Here is a 19077-nt window from a genome sequence, read left to right as displayed (position 1 = left end):
TCTTCCTCCTAGCTTTACGCTTTTCCGTTTAGTACTGCTTCTAAGATCGCCATTCTAACAAAGACGCCATTGCTCATTTGCTGTACGATTCGTGATTGTAGTCCTTCCACAAGGGAGTCAGCTAATTCGACATCACGATTGACTGGAGCTGGGTGCATGATGATCGCATGCTTTTGTAATTTCTTCGCACGTTCGACTGTTAATCCATACTCTTGGTGATAGGCTTCTTTTGAAAAACTTTCTTTCCCATCATGACGTTCATGTTGTACGCGAAGCATCATCATGACATCCACTTGTTCTAATAATTCATCTAATGGCAGGTAGTGCCCATAGACTTCAAATTCTTCATCGTACCATTCGCGTGGACCTGAAAAGAAGACTTGTGCTCCTAATCGTTTCAGCATTTGCATGTTTGATTTTGCTACTCGTGAGTGTGTGATATCCCCAACGATCGCTACTTTCAATCCCTCAAAGTAACCAAATTCTTCGTAGATCGTCATCAAATCAAGTAAGCATTGTGTTGGATGTTGACCACTTCCGTCACCACCATTGATAATCGAGCATTGGATTGTTTTACTTTGGATCAATTCATCATAGTAATTTTCATCTCCATGGCGGATTACTGCAACATCCACACCGAGCGCAGACATCGTCAAGACCGTATCATAAAGGGTTTCCCCTTTTTGTACAGAACTCGTACTCGCTTCAAATTCAATCACTTCTAAGCCTAGTTTCTTTTCGGCTACATCAAAGCTCTTATGCGTACGAGTACTATTTTCAAAAAACAGATTCGTCGCAAAGTATTGCGGTTTTTGTGGTGTCCAGTTTGCTCCTTGTTTAAACTCTTGACCTCGTCGGATCAAGCCCATGACTTCTTGATCCGTTAAAGCTTCCACTGTCAATAAATGTTTTAAACTAATGCGTTCTGATTTGATGATCATGATAGTTCCTCCTTAGTTTTCTTCGCTACGTGAAGTTTCGGGTAAGATAAGATTCAGAATGATACCAAGTACAGTTGCTAAAGCCATTGCTGATAACGTGAAGGTGCCTACTTCAAAAACCAAGCCGCCGATTCCGACCACTAAGATCACTGAAGCAATCAACAGATTTTTCTTTTTATCAAAATCGATTTTATTTTCGATCAAAATCTTCATTCCACTCGCTGCGATCACTCCGAACAAGATAAAGCTGATTCCGGAAATTACGGGTCCGGGGATACTTAAGATCAAAGCGCTTAATTTGCCCACAAATCCTAAAATCACAGCGAAGACTGCTGCACCACCGATGACGAATACGCTGTGTACACGAGTGATTGCTAACACACCGATATTTTCCCCATAACTTGTAACTGGAGGACCACCGACGAAAGCTGCAACGATCTGCGCTAAGCCATCTCCCATCAATGTTTTGTGTAAACCTGGCTCTTCAAAGAAATTACGTTTGGTTAATTTATTCAAGACCATCAAGTGTCCAATGTGTTCTGTCATCGTAACGAAAGCAATAGGTGCCATCGTCGTAATTGCCCCTAAGTAAAGCTTCGGTTCATATTGAACAAATGGAATCTCGAAGTTTGGTAAAGCGAACCAAGCAGCATCAGCGATCGGCTTTGTATCGACGATTCCGAAGAGTAAAGCAACGAGGTAGCCGCAAATGATCCCTAACAAAATTGGAATAAGTCCTAAAAATCCTTTTAGCCACATGTTGAAGAAAATCGTCAATGCTAAAGTGATCAGTGCCACGGCTATATATTTAAAATCATAGTTGCCTTGGTTATACATTGCGTTCGTTGCAGCATTCGCTGCTAACCCCAAACCGATTACCATGATCACGGGACCAACGACAATCGGTGGTAAAATTTTGTCCAACCAAGCTGAACCGATCTTTTTGATGATCCATGCGACGATCAAGTAAACCAGACCAGTCGTTACGGCTCCTTGGGCGATCGCTGGGTATCCGTCAGTCTTCATCAGCATTTGCATAGCTGCGATAAAGGCAAAGCTACTACCCAAGTAGGCTGGAATCTTTCCTTTAGTAGTAAAAAGATAAACTAATGTTCCTAATCCTGAGCTGACTAAGGCAATCCCTGGATCGATCCCCACTAAAATCGGCACAAGTACAGTAGCACCAAACATCGTAAAGAGATGTTGTAAACTTAAGCCGATCCAATGTCCTGTTTTTGGGCGATCGTGGATATCTAAAACCGCATCGTGATTATGGAATTTTTTCTGTTCTGACATATCAATTGCTCCTCTATTCTTCCTCTTTCAAAATCATGATTCGATCTTTGCCGTCAAGTTCTTGCATTTCGACTAAGATTTCTTCTGTTTTTGCTGTGGGAATGTTTTTCCCAACATAGTCTGCTCGAATCGGTAACTCCCGATGTCCCCTGTCTACTAAGACAGCCAGAGAAATTTTTCTAGGACGACCATAGTCCATTACTGCGTCCATCGCTGCTCGAATCGTTCGTCCAGTGTAAAGGACGTCATCGATCAAAATCACTTCTTTTCCTTCTAGTGAAACGGGAATATCTGAAGAATGAAGTTCTGCTTCAGCTGGTGTTTCTTTTTTATCATCACGATACAATGTGATATCCAGCTCTCCGACCGGAACTTCGATGCCTTCAAGTTGCTTCAAACGATCGGCAACTCTTGATGCGATGTAAATGCCTCTTGTTTTTATCCCAATTAAGACAACATCTTGAATCGTCTGATTTCTTTCAATGATTTCATACGTAATACGTGTCAATGCCCGCTTCATGGTTACTTGATCCACAACTTCTTTTGCTTGCATGTTTGTTTCCTCCTTTTTTATACACAAAAAAACTCCTGCCCTAAGAGGACAAGAGGAATGTCTAGACTGAGTGTACATTTAGATACACTGATAGTTATACTACGTCATTGAGTAATCGATGTTATGGCGCACCATAGCTCTCTTACCCACACCCTTCTTAGCCTCACGGGACTAAACTTAAAGGAACTGATATGAAGTTTTTATGCTTTCGTTGTTAAATACTATACCGTTATCTAAATCAAAATGCAACACTTTTCCTTAGTTTTTCTAAAGTTTTTTCAAAGATTGTAGGAAGCGGTGCTTCAAAGACCATTTCCTGACCTGTGATTGGATGGGTAAAACCTAAGAGCTTCGCATGAAGAAATTGCCCATTTCCTTTCAATGTCTTACTTGGTCCATAAACTGGGTCTCCAGCTAAAGGATACCCTATATATTTCATATGCACACGGATCTGATGGGTCCTACCTGTTTCTAACGTCAACTCTACCAACGTAAAATCATTGAATCGTTCCAAGACATTAAAATGGGTCACGGCTGGTTTGCCATCTTCTCTGACTGCCTGCATTTTACGGTTCACTTTTGATCGACCGATCGGTGCGTTGATCGTTCCTTTTTCATGAGGAATCACTCCATGGACTAACGCCACGTATTTACGTAAAGAAGTTTTATCTTTTAATTGCTTGGCCAAAGATTCATGTGCTAAATCATTTTTCGCTACCATCAACAAACCTGAAGTATCTTTATCGATTCGATGGACGATCCCTGGACGGATCACACCATTGATCGACGAAAGATCTTTTACATGATACATTAAAGCATTGACCATCGTACCATTCGGATGACCTGCTGAAGGATGGACGACCATGCCTTGTGGTTTGTTGACAACAGCAACCGCTTCGTCTTCATAAACGATTTCTAATGGAATGTCTTCTGCTTCAATTGAAAGAGTCTCTGGTTCTGGCACAGCGATCACGATTTCATCATTTTTCTTCACTTTATAATTTGCTTTCACCACTTGTCCGTTGACCGAAACGGCACCATCTTTGAGCCAAAGCTGGATTTGTGAACGACTATAATCGTTGAATAAACCTGTGAGTACTTTATCGATCCGTCCTGTTTCTGTTTGAATCGTTGCGTTTAATTCTGTCATTTTTTCCCTTGTTCCTTTTCATCTAAAATAATGTATATCAAAATAAGAATCACACCACAAACAAGTGTCATATCAGCTACATTGAAGATCGGAAAATTCATAAAATCTGTTTGGAACATATCGACGACATATCCCAGTCTAACACGATCAATAAAATTCCCAATAGCTCCTGCCAAAATAAAACTTAGCCCTGTCAGCAACCATCGATTACCCTGTTTGCGATTCTTGACCATCAATGTCACGACAACAATGACAGCAATCACTGTGATTATGACGAAAAACCACATCTTCCCTTCAAGCATACTCCAAGCTGCCCCAGTATTGCGTATATGATTCAACGATAAGACGCCTGGAATCAATGTCTTCGTTTCGCCTAAAGATAAATCATTGACGATCCACCATTTGACCCACTGATCAAGAGCCACTAATAATCCACTGATCATAAAATAAATTGCTAACAAAAAATCATTCCTTTTCTATTTGTTGATAAATATCTCTAGGTCTAATGATCCCCAGTAAGTTGCCGTCAGGATGACCATCTTTGGTAATCAGGACTGCTTCTAGAGTTCCTTGTTCCCGAAACATTGTTTCCACTTCATAAACATAAGTATGTTCAGCTACAAAACGATAATTCGTATATTTGCCATCACTAAAAATCAAATCAGCCGCTTTTTTATCTGTTAAATCAATGGTCCCTTTTTGACTTTCCTTTGCTAGCCAAAAACCAATGACCCGCAATGTCACAAGCGCTACGAATTTCCCTTTATTATACAAAGGAAACTGTGAGTATCGTTTTTTGGCAACCGTTCCTAACAAATCAAGTAAAGGAAGATCTCGTTCAAAACCTGTGACATGTTTCGCAAAGCGAGGTAAAACCTTTGCTGGACGAATCAAGTCTTCTTCAATCTGCTGGATCTTATTGACTGCCCAATCATTGGGTTCAGCAATCACAAAATCCACAGCAATCCGATCGTGAACAATGGCATTTCGCAACTGCGCCAGCTGAAGCAAATCTTCTTCATATTGACGAATCACTGCTTTTTTGCGTTGGGCAAGTCGCCGAACTAACTCAGTAAATCCCATATTGCGGGCGTTACCCATTTCATCTCTCATCCATTTTTCGATCCGATTAAAACTACTTAAAAAAATATCAGAGTTTGCCATCTTTCTCCTCCTTGATTACATAGGCTTGGTTTTTGATGAAAAAAAAGAAGCCAATCATTACAAGTACCACGAACATACTATAAATTAGATTGTGTAACCACAATGCGCTTAATCCACTTCCTAAAAATAAAAAGGGATAAATCTGTAACAATAAGAGATTCATTGTAATGACGTATCCTTTGGACGGATGCGTTATTGTATACACTGGACTTTTTAACCAATAAAACGAAACTTGCATTGTAAAAGGTGCTTCTAACTTAAGTAAAACCGATTGATTATGATTCAATTGTCCTTTTTTCTTTCCATTGATCCGCAGTTGGATCGGACTACCCATGCCATAAAAACCTGTTCGTCTTGTCACTCGTACGTCCATAACGCCCCTCCTCCTGATGCTTTCTTAGTATACCGTAAAACACCCGAACAAGAAAGTAGATGTCTCAAAGTGTTTGAGTTCCCTATATTTAACTAATTTATAGACATTTTTTGCTCAAATGAAGCGAGTACAGTAAAAGTAGCCAACCAGCAAAACTATTAGAAATCTGTTGTAACATCGTTTTCACTCCTTATATATCCATTAAAGATGTTCGATCGAAAATAAAAGGATGACACAACTATCCGTAATGAATAATTGTGTCATCCTTTTTTACTGTTTAGAAGTATTTTTTTCAACCTCACTTTTTGTAAATCTCCACTTGCTTTAACTACTTTATCGTTCATTGCTTTGCAACAACTAAGTAAAGAATAAAAAAAGAAATATACCCACACCATTATAAAAAACATGGGTCAATATGGCGTACCACACATTAGAAGTTTTTATATAAACGAATCCAAATAGAACGCCGCAGAAAAAAAGGTTGAAATTTCCTCCGTGTACGATTGAAAACAAAAATGAAGAGATTATGAGGAGAGAAGCCTTTGTTTTCCTGTCAGAATGTAAGCTGATTAGACTAAATCTAAAAATCATTTCTTCTAAAAATACACCGTACGTTGTAGCACTTATTATATATTTTTTCAATTCACTATTAGCTAAAGAATTTAGGGGTAAGCTATTTGTATCAGGCAAAGCAGTATTAATGACAATAATACTAACGATACAAAAGACTGCAATAAATATGAGTTTCAGCCATTGTATTTCTACTAATGATTGATAGAGAAGCTGGTGGAACAACACCAAAAACATAAAACTTAGGATCAATGGAAACCAAGAAATCCAATCAAATATGAAATCATATTTGATTGGGATTCCTATATTTGGGATCATAAAATAAATAATAAAGTAACTCAAGCAAAGAATGAATTTCCAATGTTTCTTAGTATTCCTATGTATCATATTGCTACATAATCAATATATTGTGTATTTGCTGTAGCAGTTTGAGTACGAATATATTTATTGTCTACTTTACGATAAACTCGGTAAGTTACCGTTATCCTTGCATTTTGACAATACTTCTTGAATTATCCGTTTACTGAGTATTCGTTCCCGATTTTAATATTCATTCCGAAGATCGTTGCACCAATTGATAATGTGGTTTTTCTATTGTGGGTTTCTGTACCCAAATATGTACGATTTCCTTTAGAAATACGCCAACTTTGAGGTTGTGACCAAGTTTTTGTCTGAATCGATGGTTCGTCTAATACATAGTACTCATCATCACTACAAATTGCTATGCCAGAACTATTCGTTTCATCGGCTAATACTGGAACACACGGAGTTACAGCAGTTCCTAAAGTCAAAAGTGACGTTGACACCAAAATTGTTCTAAATAAATACTTTTTCAAAAATTTGCACTCCTATTTTAGTATTAAAAAAACGTTTTCTTCGCAATGATTATAAATCATTTTATTTTAGACATATGATTGCTATCATAAAAAGCTGTTTTGAACTCAAAATCATCCGTGAAACCGCCATTATTTACTTGTTGACTAACACAATATGTATAAAAACAAGTCAGCCCTTGTATGAACATATACAAGAGCTGACTTTATCCTTTTTTTGATCGAAAGGGAGCCTTTACCTAATTTTAGGTATTCTCACTAATCATTTTTGATAGATGGCTTTTTTATGGAGCACCCTATCCTCTTTCTTTTTTAGAATAATCCCAGTACTTCCCCATCACTGGTAACATCCATATTCAATGCAGCTGGCTTTTTGGGAAGTCCCGGCATAGTCATGACATCTCCTGTTAGCGCAACGATAAACCCAGCTCCTAATTTGGGAACGAACTCTCTGATGGTAATCGTAAATCCTTCAGGAGCGCCTAGAAGTGTCGGATCGTCAGAAAATGAATATTGGGTTTTCGCCATACAAATTGGCAGTTTATCCCAACCATTAAGGACAAACTCATCGATTTGTTTTTTTGCTTTTTTAGTAAAACTGACACCTTTTCCACCATAAATCTCTTGGACGATCGTTGCCACTTTTTCTTCAATAGTCGCTGTCGGTTGATACAAGGGCTGATAATCTGCTTGCTGACTATCAATCGCACGAACGACCGCTTTGGCAAGTTTAATTCCACCGTCTGCGCCATGCTCCCAAACACTTGCTCGTTGTACGATCACCCCTTGATTTTCGCAAAGACGTTCTAACAAAGTAAATTCAGCTTCCGTATCTGTCACGAACTCGTTGATCGCAACAATTACGGGGATATGGTATTTTTCCATATTGTGGATATGACGTTTTAAATTACTGAATCCTTTTTCCAATGCTGCTAAATTTTCCGTTTTCAACTCTTCTTTAGTTGCACCGCCATGCATTTTCAATGCACGAACTGTTGCTACGATCACGATCGCATCAGGCGCTTTTTTTAAATTCGGAACTTTGATATCTAGGAATTTTTCTCCACCTAGATCTGCACCAAATCCAGCTTCAGTCACCACATACTCCCCTAATTTAAGAGCTGTTTGGGTAGCTAAAACACTATTACACCCGTGAGCAATATTGGCAAAAGGACCGCCATGGACAAATGCTGGCGTGCCATAAATCGTTTGTACTAAGTTTGGTTTGATCGCTTCTTTTAATAGCAGTGCCAATGCACCTTCTGCTTTGAGATCACCAGCTGTCACTGGCTTTTGATCAAAGGTATAACCGACAACAATTCGAGCTAAACGCGCTTTTAAATCATCGATGTCTGTTGCTAAGCATAAAATCGCCATGATTTCACTTGCTACGGTGATGTCAAAGCCATCTTCTCTCGGCACACCTTGAATCGGACCGCCCAAGCCAACAATCACTTTTCGCAGTTCGCGATCATTCAAATCGACGACACGTTTCCAGATCACACGACGTGAATCGATTCTCAGTTCATTCCCTTGATGGATATGATTGTCCAAAAGTGCAGACAATGCATTATTAGCAGACGTAATCGCATGCATATCGCCAGTAAAGTGTAAATTGATATCTTCCATTGGTAATACTTGTGCATAGCCTCCGCCGGCAGCACCACCCTTGATTCCCATGACTGGACCAAGGGAAGGTTCTCTTAACGCAATCACTGCTTTTTTACCAATTTGATTCAATGCGTCCCCAAGACCTACCGTGATGGTCGATTTACCTTCTCCAGCTGGTGTAGGATTGATGGATGTAACTAAAATCAAGTGACCATCTGGTTTTTTCTTTAATTTCTTGATGGTGGAAAAATTGATTTTCGCTTTATATTTTCCGTAAAGCTCCAGGTCATCTTGTTGGATATCCAATTTTTCCGCAATTTCAATAATCGGTTTTAACTCTGTTTCTTGTGATATTTGTAGATCGCTCTTCATCAAATTACCCCTTTACACGAACTTTATACCCAAAACAAAAGAATTTGTTCAGTTATATCTATTATACCTTTTTTTATTTTAAAACAAAATAGGCAAGATTGCTTTTTTAATTTAATTGACGTATATATAAATACTCTTTATAATGTTAGTTATGATCAGACTTTAGAAAGGTCGTGAGAGCTTTGACCACAGGAACTGTGAAATGGTTTGACAACAAAAAAGGATATGGATTTATTAGTTATGATGAAACAGAAGAAATATTCGTCCATTTTACTGCAATTGAAGAAGAAGGTTTCAAAACCCTTGAAGAAAATCAATCTGTAGAATTTGAAATAATCGAAGGAAACCGTGGGGCACAAGCCGCTCATGTCAAAAAAATGATCTTATAAGAAAGTTTCAACAATGAGTAACTTCTCTTCAAAACAGAAGAGATTGCATCAAAAATATTCAATTTAAAGAAAGACCGATACTCCGCAAAATGTTCTTTGCAAAGTATCGGCTTTTTTATAATTTTATAATTGCTTGAACGATAGAAAATCAACTTATGCTGCGTCTCTTCCATACAGTACAACGTTCACTAATATTACAAAATCTCACTTTTCAATAAAAAGATACATATTTCTGTTTGTTTTCTAATCCTATCGAAAGAAGGTTATCTCGAATTTATCAGATGATTTGAAAAAGACTGCTCGACTGTATTGAAAACTTGATTTCTAGCGTTTGCTTTAATATTTTTTACAAATTTCTTTTCTTTTTTCTTCGCTATTATTTCTTCTCGTTGTATCTATGCATCCTTCTCACTTATTTCCGAGTGAATGATGTCTTTCGCATCAGATTATTTTCTTTTCAACATTAATTGCCATTTTAAAAGAATCTTTCTAAATCGAGACAACGGATTTAAAGAATCGACAATCCGAGCAAGGGCTTGATTGTTATATAGCCTTGGTTGATAATCTTTTTTGATTGCTTTTATACCATTTTTTTACCGAGCTTTTCTAATAACTAGTTTCAACGGTCACTTTCACTATTTATGATTCGTTCATTTATGTATCTTCTTGAACTGGTTCCTGAAGTTATTTCCTGCGAATCAAACCCAGCCATGATATTTTTTAAGTCCTGAAGGTTATAACCCTGTGTTTTGCTGTTTTCTTTTAAAAATTGCCAACCATTTATCACTCCTAATTGCTCAAAACGCTGAATCCAACGATTGACATCAAAACTATGTGAACCCATAGAAAGATTCATCTCGTTGAGGTGATAGATGTCTGTTGACTCCTGGAGTAGCCCTTCTGCTGATTCGCTAAATTTCTTGAAATTTGCGCATTTTTCCAACTCGCTTGATTTATTGCACGGACAGATAGCGAACGTATTTCTTGTTTATTGCCCGTCCTATCTTGTTTCGACCATCTACTCTGAGCCATTTTTATCCTTTTTTCCTTGTCGTTGTCTTTCCTTTCTTTTAGATTTTTTGACCGCATTCTCTTTATCTTTGCACGATTCTTCTTCCAAAGCCTCCCTATTTTTGCACGATTTCTTTTCCACATATTTCTTAGCTTCGCACCTCTTCTCTTGAGAATGCCTGTTTTCTTCCAAATTCGGTAGAGATCTTCAAACATTTTTTTTATTTCCACGTCCGTTTTTCTCCTTATACTTTTTCTGTAAGTTTTATTATAAATTAGAAAAAATGTTATCTTACTTCTTTTTTTCCTTTAAAAAATATTTAGTGCAAATTTTTTATAATATCCTTTATGTTATTAAGTTATATATCCCTTGGTTGAATGGTCAGGTGTCCATTACTTTATCGAAAGTTACTGGTCAAACATCATATCATCCATTTTTCTAGGGTCAAGTTCATACAAACGTCAGCAAGACACAATCAAGCCGAAGAATCTCACCCTGATCATAAAATGATCTTCGGATTCTTCGGCTTGTTTTCTCAGAGGTTATATATAGTTATGTTTTTCTCGCAGCTATTTTATATCTGCTGAATCAATTGGTTTAAACAAGTAAAAATCAATCAGCTAGTTGTATTTACTTGGTTGTTAGTGCTTTGTTGCTCTTTACCTTCAGAATAGTAGGACAAAAAAGCTGTCTGACTTTTTTTGCGCATCAGATAGAAGGTTGGCTCAGCCTTCCCTACATATTTAATCTTTACACCTCTTTTGACCGGTGTTACAGAGTCAATATCTTGTAGCGGGATATTTTGGTCCTTCCAAAAAGCAGCATATTTAATTTTGATTGCATGGTTTTTCAAAATAAATGACCGACGATACCCAAGAAAAAGAAAAATAAAAAATAGCCCCATCACTAAGTTACTTTTCCAATAGGGTCTAGTGTTTTCAAGTGATAAAATCAAACTAAAAAATAAAATGATCAAAGATAAAGACCAATAGATGATCGTCTGCGCCCATTCCGGCTGCCAGCGAATTATTTTTTTCATTCTTTAACCTCGCATCTATTTGTAATGGTATAATTATAGCATAACACTATTTTTATAAAAAGGAGAGCTTCCTTATTATGATCAAAGTATACATTGATGCTTCCACAAAAGGCAATCCAGGACCTAGTGGTGGAGGCATTTTAATTATCCATGAAAATAAACAAGAACAGCTTACCGTCCCACTTTCGGATGGCTCCAATCATCAAGCTGAATTCGAAGTCTTTTTAAAAACTTTAGAAATTTTAAAGGAAAAAGGCTGGGTCAATGAAACAATTCTCTGTTATTCCGATAGCAAAGTACTTGTTTCTACAATCGACAAAAACCACACGAACAACGAAAGTTTCTCTTCCCTTCTATATGTGATCCAACAATTACTCGCTCAGTTCCATTTACTCATCTTACAATGGATTCCCGAGAGTAAGAATAAAGGGGCGGATAATCTGGCACGCCAAGCGCTTCAAAAACAATTAAATCCATAAAAAAAAGACTTTTTAGCTACTTACTAAAAAGTCTTTTTAAAGTTTCTGATTTAATAGAGAAGATAATTGTGATCAAAAGTAATATCGAGTTCAAAAGAACCAGCCTTTTTCTCAATAGCTTGACGAATCTTTTCTTCTAAAACATCATCTGGTAACTTGAAATTCTGAGGAACTACAATATCGAATTGCAACTCTTTCCCTTTACGTATGATCCGTAAATCGTGCAACCTCAACTCTTCCCCCAACTCTTTGATAATTTGTCTCAATTGTTTCAATATCTTACGGTATTGTTCATTATGGATTGCTACCGGATCTAGATGACAAACTAAATCTACATCTAAAGTCTTTTTAAAGTCTTTTTCGATAATGTCAATGATTTTATGTGCTTCATTCAAGTTTAAACTGTCGTCAACTTCAATATGAACAGAAGCAAACTTTTTATTTGGTCCATAATTATGAACCAACAGATCATGAAAACCTAAGATCGATTTATAAGAACTTAATTGTTTTTCCATTGTTTTGATTTCTTCGGCAGTTGGACGGCTACCTAGTAACTCATAGACAAAATCACGTAACATCATGATCCCACTAAAAATAATGTACCCGGCTAAGACAAAACCAACATAGCCATCAATACGCCAGCCAGTGAATCTTTCGATACCTGCAGATACTAAAACAGCTAACGTCGTGAATACATCATTGTAACTATCTTTGGCTGTCGCTTTTAGTGCTTCTGACTGAATTGTTTTTGAAAATCTAGTGTACATACGTCCTTGTAAAAGTTTTAACAGAATTGAAAATATCAGGACAAGAAACACGATCGGTGTCAGGACTAAATGTTCCGGCCGAAAAATTTTCCGTATAGAAGCGTCCAAAAATTGAAACCCTACATACGTAATGATGATTGAAACAAATAAGCCACTGATATATTCAAATCGTTCATGTCCAAATGGATGTTCTTGGTCTGCGGGTTTTGCAGCAATCTTAAACCCGACAAGAGTCAAAATGGATGAAGCTGTATCGGATAAACTATTGATAGCATCCGCCATGATCGAAACACTGCCAGAAAAAAGTCCGATTGCAAATTTCGCAACAAACAATAATATATTTGTGATAAGGCCTAAGATTCCAGCTATAATGCCTTTTTTGGTACGTTCTTGCCCACTAATCATTTTTTGTTCTTTTGACACTTTTTCGCTTCCTTTATTCTTTATTCTGGTTTGAGTGGCGTTGCAGCAAACAGCGCTTTAGCAATCAGTGGCGTAATGATTCCGGCACCTATCGCTTCCGGAATCCCATTGATTGCGGCAACTCCTGCCAAAGTTTTAAATAATAGATCCGCATCTACGCCATACGCATCAGCAGTTGCCCCAGTATAAAACAGTCCCATAAACCCTAGAACTAAAAGTGTATTCACGAGTGAGCCAAATACTCCTGCTAAAACCGAACCAACGACTACAGAATGATAACGTTGATAAATCCAGTGAAAAATGATTCCTGCAACTAAGCCAACTAACACTCTAGGAACAACTGAAATGATCGGATTGGTAAAGACGAGGGTATCAAATGGGGTCGTAGGCATGGCGTAAGCACGAATGATCGTGGCAATCCCCCAAAACAAACCAATGACCATGCCGTCTTTCGGTCCTAATACAACCGCAGCAACGATAACTGTTATGTGAATAATCGTCAAACTAATAAATCCTAAAGGAATAAACCCTAACCATGGAACCATTGCTTGAACGATAATGATTGCTAATAAAATCGCTCGTAAAACTAAACGAAAAGTTTTATTTTTACTATTCAATTTTACCCCCTCCTTTTTATTCTAATCGTAAAAGGTTTTGCTTTTTTGTCAATTAATTACTCTCAAAGAAAATGCTGATTGGTTGCATTCAGTTCTCATAAAATAAACCGAATTTGTCAACGGGATTTCCGTTTCAAACAAATTCGGTAGAACTTTTCTTTAACAAATAGGAGGATTTAATGCTCCTTGAACAAAAAAGGTCGTTCTTGAGCCCTTTAGCACGTATGAAAATAAATAGTATTATCGGTGCTTCCTTAAGCAATAAGCGATCAGTGTTTAAACTATGAAAAGCTGTTTAAAAAATGACCGCTTACTCGCTTCAATGAAAGCATTCTATTCCCAATTTTTTGCTAAAACCAGGTCAAGTATTCGCTCCTTGAAATAAGTTTTTTCTCTCCCAAACATAAAACACCGTTTCAAAAGGAAGTTATTATCATCTGAGCTATTCGACGCTTTCCCATTTTATTTGGAAAAGTATTTAAAGTTGATTATTGATTAGACAACCATGTTTTAGCTTCTGATAAAGCATCTGGGATACCAGCAGGGTTTTTCCCACCTGCTTGCGCCATATCAGGGCGACCACCACCGCCACCACCAACTTTTGGTGCAATTGCTTTGATCAAGTCACCAGCTTTTAGCCCAGCATCATTTGCTTCTTTCGTCATAGCGACTAACAAACTAACTTTTCCGTCTTGTTCATTTGCCAAAACAAGAATATCGGAAATGTTTTTTTGTTTCCATTGGTCTGCTAATTGACGTAATTGGTTCATATCTTTTACTTTTACTTGTGCAGTAATCATTGAATGACCACTAACTGTTTCCACATTTTTAAAGACATCGCCTGCTTGTTGGTTCGCTAGTTTACTTGCTAATTGTTCATTTTCTTTTTGGAGTTCTTTTAATTGTTGTTGTAATTGTTCCGTTTTTGATACAACCTCTTTTAATTGAGGTGATTTGACAATTGTGGCAACTTCTTTTAATTGTTTTTCTTCTGCTTCCAATAACTCATAAGCTTCTTTACTTGTTACAGCTTCGATCCGACGAACACCGGCACCGATTCCTGATTCAGAAACGATTTTAAAGATCCCAATATTTTCAGTATTTGCTACATGGGTTCCACCACAAAGTTCGATAGACCATCCACCAATGTTCACTACACGGACTTCTTGACCATATTTTTCACCAAATAAAGCCATAGCACCCATATTCTTAGCGGTATCGATATCTGTTTCGATGGTTTCTACTGGGATTGCTTCCCATATCTTCTCATTAACGATTCGTTCCATTTTTACTAATTCATCTGCTGTGATTTGTCCAAAATGAGTAAAGTCAAAGCGTAAATGTCCAGGAGCAACTAAAGAACCAGCTTGGTTTGCATGTTCCCCTAAAACTTCTTTTAAAGCTTTATGCAATAAGTGAGTCGCTGTATGGTTCTTAATGATGCGATTTCTCATCGGTACATCGATCAATAAGTGGTAAACTTCGCCTTCAGTCAATGTTGAAAGCACTTCTACGGTGTGCATAAATTGTCCATTCGGTGCTTTTTGAACGTCAACAACTGTCGCAACCTTTTCTCCAGAGGCATTGATGATCCAACCTTGATCAGCCACTTGTCCACCCATTTCTGCATAAAACGGTGTTTGATCAAAAATCAATTGACCTTGTCCATCAGACAATTCACTCACTAGTTCTTCATCTTTGATAATCACCAATAATTTGCTGTCTGATTCAACTTGATCATAGCCAATAAATTTACTATCCACTTTGATATCTGTTAATAGGGCAGATTGAACTCCCATTGATTTTTCTGTACTACGAGCAGCACGCGCACGTTGTCTTTGTGCTTCCATTTCTTTTTCAAAGCCTTCATGATCGACTTTTAAGCCTTCATCTTCTGCCACTTCTTCGGTCAACTCCACTGGGAAACCGTAAGTATCATATAATTTGAAGATATCTTTTCCAGCAAGTGTTGTTCCATTTGCTTTTTTGACTTCAGCGATCACTTGATTCAAGATTTCAAGACCTTCGTTGATTGTTTCATTGAAACGTTCTTCTTCGGTACGAACTACTTTTTCAATAAATTCTTTTTGTTGAAGGACTTCCGGATAATAGCTAACCATGATTTCGCCAACTACTGGAACAAGATCATATAAGAAAGCTTTTTCGATCCCTAATTTTTTCCCGTGCATCACTGCTCGGCGTAATAAACGACGAAGAACATAGCCACGACCTTCATTTGAAGGAAGCGCCCCATCTCCAATCGCAAAAGATAATGCTCGGATATGATCCGCAATTACTTTATAAGAAATGTCGGTTGTCGGGTTTTCACCATATTTTACTTGGTTACTTAGTTTTTCTACCGCATGAATGATCGGTAAGAACAAGTCTGTTTCAAAGTTTGTTGGTGCGTCTTGAACGATCGAAACCATCCGTTCCAGCCCCATGCCCGTATCAATATTTTTATGTGGTAAAGGTTCAAATGTATGATCTGGTTTATGGTTGAACTCAGAAAATACTAGATTCCAAATTTCTAAATAGCGTTCGTTTTCTCCACCAGGGTAGTTTTCTGGATCATCTTCTGCGACATCATTGTATGCTTCGCCTCGATCATAGAAGATTTCTGTATCAGGACCACAAGGACCCGCACCAATATCCCAGAAATTATCTTCAACATCTACAATGTGATCAAGTGGCAAGCCGACTTCTTCATGCCAGATTCGTTTTGCTTCTGTGTCTTTTGGATAAACGGTAACATATAATTTTTCCGGATCAAATGCCATCCATTCAGGACTTGTTAAAAATTCCCATGCCCAATGGATTGCTTCATTTTTGAAATAATCACCAATAGAAAAATTCCCAAGCATTTCAAACATTGTGTGGTGACGTGCTGTCTTCCCTACATTTTCAATATCATTCGTACGAATTGATTTTTGAGCGTTTGTGATGCGTGGGTTTTCTGGTACGACAGAGCCGTCAAAATATTTTTTTAACGTAGCAACCCCTGAGTTGATCCATAATAGCGTTGGATCGTTGACCGGAATTAATGATGCGCTAGGTTCAATCGTGTGTCCTTTTGATTGGAAGAAATCTAAAAACATTTGTCGAACTTGTGCACTACTTAATTGTTTCATTTTATTACCTTCTTTCTTTATTTTAAACGACAAAAAAACACCCTCACAGCCAAGGACGAAAACTCGCGGTACCACCTTGGTTGCAATGATGTTCGATCATTACCTCTTGAACTCGATAACGCTGAGTAGCGTTGATATTTCTATCAATAAAAAAGGGAGCAATTTGTTTTTTTGACTATTCTTTTTTCAGCCTGGAAAGAATTTTCTGTAAGTCAGACTTAAACAAACCATGTCCTTTTCGTACTTTACAAGTATACGTATTCTATTTTATTCTGTCAACCGCTCTTTTCCTTCAACTCTTATTTCTTTCTAGAATATTTTTTGTTAAGCTTGAATTACGCCTATTAATCAAAAGGAGAATCGATGATGCAAGTTTATTTTGGAAACAAGTCCTGGATCAGAGGGGCGAGTTTTTATCTTCGTTATCAGGTATTTGTTCTGGAACAAGGCATTTTGCCAGAATTAGAATTTGACGAAACGGACACTTCTGATAACTACTTTCTGTTAATGGAAAATAATGTTCCAATTGCAACATTACGTTATCAAAAAAAATCGTCTACTTGTCTTAACCCCGATCGTTTTTGCGTCGCCAAAAATTATCGCCAACAAGGTTTCGGTCGTCAGCTGTTGTCCTTAGCTGAACAGAAAGCGAAAAAAGAAGGCTTGCTGTCAAGTTACCTAGTAGCAGAAATGACTGCCCTTAGTTTCTATCAGCAACAAGGTTACGAGACTTGTACAGATCCTTTTATCGAGGATGGGATTACCTGCGTAGGGATGCAAAAAGAATTGATTTAAGATCTATTATCACTAGATTATCTGCTAAATGAACACTTAAAAACAGACCAAAGGAATGCAGAAGACATGCAATCCTTTGGTCTTTGAGCTTGAAGTCATGACGTCTCTTTTAAAGGGTCTGGTCATTGACTTACTTATTGGAGTTTTTCTTATTTTTTCTTGCAGTTCTAGTTTGTTGTCTGCGTTCGATTTTACGGTCTTTTTTGTTCTTTTCAGCAATTGCCCAATCGATTTTCTTTTTATATCCAGGTTTGATTTTTTTCTTTTTCTTTTTCACTAAGCCGATCAATGTAGGATCCAGTGTATCTTTGGATTTTTCCCGTTTCGTCCGACGATTGCGGTCATAAGTCTTGATGATTTCATCATTTTTGATTTCCATCGGTTCAAATGTGACACCAATTTTTTCAATACTGTCAATCGTTTGTTCATCACTTGGTGAGTACAAAGTGATCGCAGTTCCTTTTAAACCATTACGTCCAGTCCGACCTACTCGATGGATAAAGAAGTCAAGGTCTTCAGGAATTTCTGCATTGATCACATGAGAAACCCCTTCAATATCGATGCCACGTGCCGCTAGATCTGTCGCAACCACGTATTGATATTCTAAGTTTTGAACTTGGCGCATCACCCGTTTTCGTTCTCTTGGAGTGATATCTCCATGGATTTTGGCTACTTTTAAGCCTTGATTTTTCAAATAATCAGCAATTTCATCCACGTGTTGTTTCGTATTTGCAAAGACAATTGCAAGGTAAGGATGACCAATTGTTAACAATTGGTAGATCATTCGATTTTTATCTTTCCCTTTAGTAGAGATTAGCCAATTCTCGATATCTTCTGAAATAACTGCTTTCGGTTTGATTTCTTCAATGATTGGATTTTCCATGTATTTACGTAAAAATGGTCGTAATTTTTCAGGAATCGTCGCTGAGAAAACTAAAAATTGCAGTTTTTCAGGCAAGCGACTAGCAATTTGATCCACTTCATGCAAGAAGCCCATGTCCAGTGTCATATCTGCTTCATCTACAACAAATGCAAATGCTGTATGGATTTTTAATGCTTGTTCATTCATCATATCCAAGATTCTACCTGGCGTTCCCACTACGATCTGTGGTTGTTGATGTTTCAAGCGGCTCAATTGGCGTTGCTTATCCGTTCCACCTACAAAATTCGTCACTCGGATCTCTGGATCGGAAAATTTAGCGATCTGACTAGCAGCATCATAAATTTGAGTAGCTAGTTCACGACTTGGTGCAGTGATTACTACTTGTACTTCGGCTTTTTCCGCATTGATTTTTTGAAATAAAGGCAATAAAAATGTATGCGTTTTGCCCGAACCAGTTTGTGATTGACCAATGATATTTTTTCCTTTAGCGATCAAAGGAATCAAACGCTCTTGTACTTCAGTTGGTTGAGCAAAACCTTTTTCTGCTAACGCCTCATTTATATATGGTTTAAAATGAAATTGTTCAAAATTACTCATTTAAGTAAGCACCTCTTCTCTTTCTTTTTTACACGACTTTCGCATTATACCACATCCTCAAGCAATTTGCTTGATCCTTTTC

Annotated in this window: 20 protein-coding genes; 3 read left to right on the top strand and 17 right to left on the bottom strand. The window is 37.6% G+C overall.

Annotation, left to right across the window (positions count from 1 at the left end):
• Positions 1-14: 14 nt before the first annotated feature.
• The 10 genes from IGK21_RS06405 to IGK21_RS06360 form a co-directional block, all read right to left on the bottom strand.
• On the bottom strand, positions 15-941 hold the full coding sequence (locus tag IGK21_RS06405) for an aspartate carbamoyltransferase catalytic subunit (RefSeq protein ID WP_010719215.1): 927 nt from the start codon (positions 939-941) through the stop codon (positions 15-17).
• A gap of 12 nt (positions 942-953) precedes the next feature.
• Positions 954-2237 carry a solute carrier family 23 protein gene (locus IGK21_RS06400; RefSeq protein ID WP_053766058.1) on the bottom strand — a complete coding sequence of 428 codons (1284 nt, stop codon included), beginning with the start codon at positions 2235-2237 and terminating at the stop codon, positions 954-956.
• A 13-nt stretch (positions 2238-2250) separates the two neighbouring features.
• On the bottom strand, positions 2251-2790 hold the full coding sequence (gene pyrR / locus IGK21_RS06395) for a bifunctional pyr operon transcriptional regulator/uracil phosphoribosyltransferase PyrR (RefSeq protein ID WP_010719217.1): 540 nt from the start codon (positions 2788-2790) through the stop codon (positions 2251-2253).
• 238 nt (positions 2791-3028) lie between these two features.
• Positions 3029-3940 carry an RluA family pseudouridine synthase gene (locus tag IGK21_RS06390; protein WP_010719218.1) on the bottom strand — a complete coding sequence of 304 codons (912 nt, stop codon included), beginning with the start codon at positions 3938-3940 and terminating at the stop codon, positions 3029-3031.
• A complete protein-coding gene (lspA, locus tag IGK21_RS06385) occupies positions 3937-4401 on the bottom strand; it encodes a signal peptidase II (RefSeq protein WP_010737534.1) in 465 nt (154 codons plus the stop codon). Before lspA ends, IGK21_RS06390 begins: the two co-directional genes overlap by 4 nt.
• A 4-nt stretch (positions 4402-4405) precedes the next feature.
• Positions 4406-5104: a CBS domain-containing protein gene (locus IGK21_RS06380; RefSeq protein WP_010719220.1), complete on the bottom strand. Its 699-nt coding sequence runs from the start codon at positions 5102-5104 to the stop codon at positions 4406-4408.
• Positions 5091-5477, bottom strand: coding sequence for a hypothetical protein (locus tag IGK21_RS06375; protein ID WP_010737532.1), 387 nt, complete (start codon positions 5475-5477; stop codon positions 5091-5093). The genes IGK21_RS06380 and IGK21_RS06375 overlap by 14 nt, the downstream gene beginning before the upstream one ends.
• Positions 5478-5834: 357 nt before the next feature.
• Positions 5835-6068 carry a CPBP family intramembrane glutamic endopeptidase gene (locus IGK21_RS06370; protein WP_229060502.1) on the bottom strand — a complete coding sequence of 78 codons (234 nt, stop codon included), beginning with the start codon at positions 6066-6068 and terminating at the stop codon, positions 5835-5837.
• 491 nt (positions 6069-6559) lie between these two features.
• Complete coding sequence (locus tag IGK21_RS06365; RefSeq protein ID WP_252703137.1) at positions 6560-6883, bottom strand: LMxysn_1693 family intestinal colonization protein; 324 nt, start codon at positions 6881-6883, stop codon at positions 6560-6562.
• Positions 6884-7192: 309 nt separating this feature from the next.
• Positions 7193-8863 (bottom strand): formate--tetrahydrofolate ligase, encoded by a 1671-nt coding sequence (locus tag IGK21_RS06360; RefSeq protein ID WP_181914964.1) that lies wholly within the window; start codon positions 8861-8863, stop codon positions 7193-7195.
• A 182-nt stretch (positions 8864-9045) separates the two neighbouring features.
• Between IGK21_RS06360 and IGK21_RS06355 the strand changes: the two genes are divergently transcribed.
• Positions 9046-9252 (top strand): cold-shock protein, encoded by a 207-nt coding sequence (locus IGK21_RS06355; RefSeq protein ID WP_010719225.1) that lies wholly within the window; start codon positions 9046-9048, stop codon positions 9250-9252.
• A gap of 619 nt (positions 9253-9871) precedes the next feature.
• Here IGK21_RS06355 and IGK21_RS06350 read toward each other — a convergent pair.
• The 3 genes from IGK21_RS06350 to IGK21_RS06340 form a co-directional block, all read right to left on the bottom strand.
• Positions 9872-10096: a hypothetical protein gene (locus IGK21_RS06350; protein WP_181918634.1), complete on the bottom strand. Its 225-nt coding sequence runs from the start codon at positions 10094-10096 to the stop codon at positions 9872-9874.
• A gap of 8 nt (positions 10097-10104) precedes the next feature.
• Entirely contained in the window at positions 10105-10494 is a 390-nt protein-coding gene (locus tag IGK21_RS06345; RefSeq protein ID WP_225792538.1) for a hypothetical protein, read from the bottom strand.
• A gap of 386 nt (positions 10495-10880) precedes the next feature.
• The gene (locus tag IGK21_RS06340; RefSeq protein ID WP_181914963.1) at positions 10881-11303 is read right to left on the bottom strand and encodes an EbsA family protein; all 423 of its coding nucleotides are present in this window, start codon (positions 11301-11303) and stop codon (positions 10881-10883) included.
• Positions 11304-11380: 77 nt separating this feature from the next.
• On the opposite strand from IGK21_RS06340, the gene IGK21_RS06335 reads away from it, so the two are divergent.
• Positions 11381-11782, top strand: coding sequence for a ribonuclease HI family protein (locus IGK21_RS06335; RefSeq protein ID WP_181914962.1), 402 nt, complete (start codon positions 11381-11383; stop codon positions 11780-11782).
• A gap of 50 nt (positions 11783-11832) precedes the next feature.
• Here the strand turns inward: IGK21_RS06335 and IGK21_RS06330 are convergent, their stop codons facing one another.
• The 3 genes from IGK21_RS06330 to alaS all read right to left on the bottom strand — a co-directional run bounded on the left by IGK21_RS06330 (position 11833) and on the right by alaS (position 16720).
• A complete protein-coding gene (locus IGK21_RS06330) occupies positions 11833-12954 on the bottom strand; it encodes a cation diffusion facilitator family transporter (RefSeq protein ID WP_181915178.1) in 1122 nt (373 codons plus the stop codon).
• A gap of 38 nt (positions 12955-12992) precedes the next feature.
• Positions 12993-13589: an ECF transporter S component gene (locus IGK21_RS06325; RefSeq protein WP_010737525.1), complete on the bottom strand. Its 597-nt coding sequence runs from the start codon at positions 13587-13589 to the stop codon at positions 12993-12995.
• 488 nt (positions 13590-14077) lie between these two features.
• The gene (gene alaS / locus IGK21_RS06320; protein ID WP_053766064.1) at positions 14078-16720 is read right to left on the bottom strand and encodes an alanine--tRNA ligase; all 2643 of its coding nucleotides are present in this window, start codon (positions 16718-16720) and stop codon (positions 14078-14080) included.
• A gap of 366 nt (positions 16721-17086) precedes the next feature.
• On the opposite strand from alaS, the gene IGK21_RS06315 reads away from it, so the two are divergent.
• Entirely contained in the window at positions 17087-17515 is a 429-nt protein-coding gene (locus IGK21_RS06315) for a GNAT family N-acetyltransferase (protein ID WP_014834680.1), read from the top strand.
• A 130-nt stretch (positions 17516-17645) separates the two neighbouring features.
• On the opposite strand, the gene IGK21_RS06310 is transcribed toward IGK21_RS06315, so the two are convergent.
• Entirely contained in the window at positions 17646-18995 is a 1350-nt protein-coding gene (locus IGK21_RS06310) for a DEAD/DEAH box helicase (RefSeq protein WP_123874800.1), read from the bottom strand.
• Between the last annotated feature and the right edge of the window lie 82 nt (positions 18996-19077).

Source organism: Enterococcus sp. DIV1421a (genome assembly GCF_051711025.1).
GTDB lineage: Bacteria > Bacillota > Bacilli > Lactobacillales > Enterococcaceae > Enterococcus_B > Enterococcus_B hirae.
The sequence above is the reverse complement of the archived record's forward strand: the minus strand, read 5'-3'. Positions and strand labels throughout refer to the sequence as shown.

Coding starts and splice junctions, on each gene's coding strand:
- IGK21_RS06405 (WP_010719215.1), bottom strand. CDS start 941: ATGATCATCAAATCAGAACGCATTAGTTTAAAACATTTATTGACAGTG.
- IGK21_RS06400 (WP_053766058.1), bottom strand. CDS start 2,237: ATGTCAGAACAGAAAAAATTCCATAATCACGATGCGGTTTTAGATATC.
- pyrR (WP_010719217.1), bottom strand. CDS start 2,790: ATGCAAGCAAAAGAAGTTGTGGATCAAGTAACCATGAAGCGGGCATTG.
- IGK21_RS06390 (WP_010719218.1), bottom strand. CDS start 3,940: ATGACAGAATTAAACGCAACGATTCAAACAGAAACAGGACGGATCGAT.
- IGK21_RS06380 (WP_010719220.1), bottom strand. CDS start 5,104: ATGGCAAACTCTGATATTTTTTTAAGTAGTTTTAATCGGATCGAAAAA.
- IGK21_RS06375 (WP_010737532.1), bottom strand. CDS start 5,477: ATGGACGTACGAGTGACAAGACGAACAGGTTTTTATGGCATGGGTAGT.
- IGK21_RS06370 (WP_229060502.1), bottom strand. CDS start 6,068: ATGATTTTTAGATTTAGTCTAATCAGCTTACATTCTGACAGGAAAACA.
- IGK21_RS06360 (WP_181914964.1), bottom strand. CDS start 8,863: ATGAAGAGCGATCTACAAATATCACAAGAAACAGAGTTAAAACCGATT.
- IGK21_RS06350 (WP_181918634.1), bottom strand. CDS start 10,096: ATGGGTTCACATAGTTTTGATGTCAATCGTTGGATTCAGCGTTTTGAG.
- IGK21_RS06340 (WP_181914963.1), bottom strand. CDS start 11,303: ATGAAAAAAATAATTCGCTGGCAGCCGGAATGGGCGCAGACGATCATC.
- IGK21_RS06335 (WP_181914962.1), top strand. CDS start 11,381: ATGATCAAAGTATACATTGATGCTTCCACAAAAGGCAATCCAGGACCT.
- IGK21_RS06330 (WP_181915178.1), bottom strand. CDS start 12,954: ATGATTAGTGGGCAAGAACGTACCAAAAAAGGCATTATAGCTGGAATC.
- alaS (WP_053766064.1), bottom strand. CDS start 16,720: ATGAAACAATTAAGTAGTGCACAAGTTCGACAAATGTTTTTAGATTTC.
- IGK21_RS06315 (WP_014834680.1), top strand. CDS start 17,087: ATGCAAGTTTATTTTGGAAACAAGTCCTGGATCAGAGGGGCGAGTTTT.
- IGK21_RS06310 (WP_123874800.1), bottom strand. CDS start 18,995: ATGAGTAATTTTGAACAATTTCATTTTAAACCATATATAAATGAGGCG.